This window comes from Mesotoga sp. HF07.pep.5.2.highcov, assembly GCF_003666285.1.
GTDB lineage: Bacteria > Thermotogota > Thermotogae > Petrotogales > Kosmotogaceae > Mesotoga > Mesotoga prima.
The window spans coordinates 1-2,956 of the sequence record NZ_JFHJ01000540.1 but is presented as its reverse complement, the minus strand read 5'-3'; the positions used below and the strand labels follow the sequence as shown (position 1 = coordinate 2,956).

Here is a 2,956-nt window from a genome sequence, read left to right as displayed (position 1 = left end):
GGAACCGAGACTAAGACCGTTGACAAAGTTTTGTAGAAGAGTCTTAGGATCCAAGCTTACACCTCCGGCCGATTGAAAAGAAAAAGGAGAGGGTGGGGCCTAGAAAAGCCCCACCTTCATTACGGATTGATCGTTGTATCGTACACGAACTTACCGTCTTCTATCTTTACAATCGCAACGGACTTTATCGCGTCACCGTTTTCATCGATAGTGATTATTCCCGTCACAGCAGGATAATCCTTCGTCTGTCGAACGGCCTTTGCTATGGCTTCTCTATCTGTGCTACCCGCGCGTTCTATTGCGTCCCTGACGACCAGATATGTGTCAAACCCAAGGGCGGTGAATGTTCCGGGAGCTTCACCGTATTTGGCGGTGTAGGCTTCTACGAAAAGCTTCGCATTCTCTGTAATTGCTGGACTTCCTGCATCGTAGTGAGTTGTGAAGTACAGTCCGTTTACCGCCTCTCCACCGATTTCAATAGTTTCCGGCACGGCCGCCCCGTCGCCCGCTATTATCGGCTCGTAGAAACCAAGCTGTCTGGCCTGGATGGCTATTAGGGCGATCTCCTGATAGTAACCGGGAATGAAGAAGGCACCGGCACCCTTGGAGATGGCATCGGAAACCTGGGCCGTGAAGTCCTGGTCTCCAGATTTGTAGTACTCGTAGAATACGCTTCCACCAAGCTCGAGAGCCGTTTCCTTAAAGTAATTTGCAAATCCGACGGCATAATCCTGCTCAACGTCTACAAAGACGGCAACGTTTTCCACACCCATGTTGTTGAATGCCAGCATCGCTGCCGCAACCCCCTGGAAGGGATCGCTGAAACAGACACGGGAAACATACTTCTTGTCCTGAGTTACGAGGGGATTTGTCGAGCTGGGAGAAACCATTGCAACGCCGTTTTCTTCTGCAACCGTTCCTCCGGCAATTGTGTTCGAGCTTATTACCTGCCCGATGATAGCAACAACCCCTTCCTGCTCGATCGCACGACGGGCGGTGTTCACTGCCTGAACCTTGTCGGAGTTGTTGTCGAGTAAGACGATTTCGATTTCTTCCCCAAGAACCTCAGGGAAAAGCTCGTTGGCAAGTTCGACTCCCTGCCATATCATCTGGCCAAACGCGGCGACTCCGCCGGTCATCGGAAGAATCGCACCTACCTTGATTGAAGCAAGCGCTGATACTGAAAGAAAGACAACTAAAAGAATTACAAAGAGTTTTCTCATACTTCTACCTCCTCCTGAAGTGGTTACAAGTGAATGAGACTAACCCATAATCTGATGAACATTCTTTCAAATCCAAGCAAGAACAGAAATCGGTGTTCTAAGCTAATTATTCCCCCGAACGTATATTTAACTAGCCAGAACGAAGAAATTCGAGCATTTGCATGCTGTACGAATACTACCACTAATGACAATAAGGAAATATTACGAAGTGAAACAATGAAGAGAATTTTGGTAAAATATCGAAGACATCGTCTGTAAACGGTAGTAATTACCTCACATTGGACTTGACATGTTCTATCCTAAATAACCGGGTTCAGCCAACGCTTCATGAAAATAACTATGGCCGCTGCAGAGGAAATCACCAGATTGCTTACGAACATCGCGTACCATATTCCTGTGATTCCCATGGACATACCGAAGAAGTATATCAGAGGAAGGCGTATCCCCCATAGTCTAGTGATATTGAGAATCATGGACTGAATTGTATGGCCCGAGCCTCTTAAAGCCATGTCGAAGATGTTGTAACTTGCGAAGATCGGTATCGAAAAGGAGACTATTCTGAAATACTTCTCTCCTTCAATCAATACGAGCGGGTCGTTGATGAAAAACGCCGTCACTTCCTTGCCGAAGAAGAACGTGCCGGTGCTGATCACTCCAACAATCAACACGTTTATTCCGGTCGCTTTCCATACAACTGAATAAGCGTCACTCTTTCTTCCAGCACCTAGATACTGCCCAACCATCGACGACGTTGCCTGGGAAAGACCGAAAGAGAACATCGTTGCAAGCGAAGTTATCCTGTTTCCCACGCCCAGGGCAGCGGTTGCAACCGAACCGAAGCCGGCAACCATCGAGGTAATTATTAGGAACGCAAGAGCCGTGATCGACTGTCCGGCTGAGGATGGGAGGCCTATTCTTAAGACGCGGCCAAGAGTCTTCCACTTTGGCCTAAGATCTCTGAAATTGATTTTGAATCCTCTCTTTCCTTTGAATAATATGACCGTCGCGATAATCACTACAACTCCTCTTGATATTACAGTTGCAAGTGCGGCACCGAAGACTTCCAGTCTGGGAAAGCCTATACCGAATATCAAGAGAGGATCGATAAGTGCATTCACCGTTACAGAGAAACCCATCAAGTACATCGGTGTCTTTGTATCACCAATAGCGGTGAAGAGTGAATTGAAAGTGAACATCGTGAAGGTGAATGGAGCTCCCAGAAAGATCGTTCTCATATAAATATTGGTAACTGAAAGCAACTCTGGCGGAATACTGAGAAGTCTCAAAACAGCTTCGGAGAAGATCGCACCGAGAAGACCGAGAACAACAGCGACGGCGAAGCTTGTGGAAATAACCTGTCCGGCTACATGTGTGGCCTCTTCCTTTCTTCCTGCTCCGAGATTTTGAGAGACTAGTGCAAGTCCGGCCACCGCCAATCCTCCGCCAATAGAGATCAACAAGAAGATTGCAGGCCACGCAATTGTGGGTGCGGAGATCTCAATCTTTCCCAGTTTCCCGAGCCAGTATGCGTCGACCATGTTGTATACAGTCTGGAAGAGCATGGTAAGAACGGCCGGCCAGGCGAGTTTAAAAAGGGCACTCATCATGTTTTCATTCAGAATATTGACTCGTTTCATCTTCACTCCTATGATTTCGATTACGTACTATTTCATTTATAACACAACAGTTACGAAATAAGAAGGGAGTTGTAAGACCGTGGTTGGGGATAGCGG

General features: G+C 47.3%; 2 protein-coding genes. Both read right to left on the bottom strand.

The genetic code is table 11. The annotated features are described in order from the left end of the window. Positions 1 to 119: 119 nt before the first annotated feature. Positions 120 to 1,223 carry an ABC transporter substrate-binding protein gene (locus BG32_RS11530; RefSeq protein WP_121510683.1) on the bottom strand — a complete coding sequence of 368 codons (1,104 nt, stop codon included), beginning with the start codon at positions 1,221 to 1,223 and terminating at the stop codon, positions 120 to 122. Positions 1,224 to 1,522: 299 nt separating this feature from the next. Further along, the gene (locus BG32_RS11525) at positions 1,523 to 2,860 is read right to left on the bottom strand and encodes an MATE family efflux transporter (RefSeq protein ID WP_121510682.1); all 1,338 of its coding nucleotides are present in this window, start codon (positions 2,858 to 2,860) and stop codon (positions 1,523 to 1,525) included. Positions 2,861 to 2,956: the final 96 nt, after the last annotated feature.

Bases quoted from the DNA above. Each gene is read 5' to 3' on its own strand.
- BG32_RS11530 (WP_121510683.1), bottom strand. From the start codon at position 1,223: ATGAGAAAACTCTTTGTAATTCTTTTAGTTGTCTTTCTTTCAGTATCA.
- BG32_RS11525 (WP_121510682.1), bottom strand. From the start codon at position 2,860: ATGAAACGAGTCAATATTCTGAATGAAAACATGATGAGTGCCCTTTTT.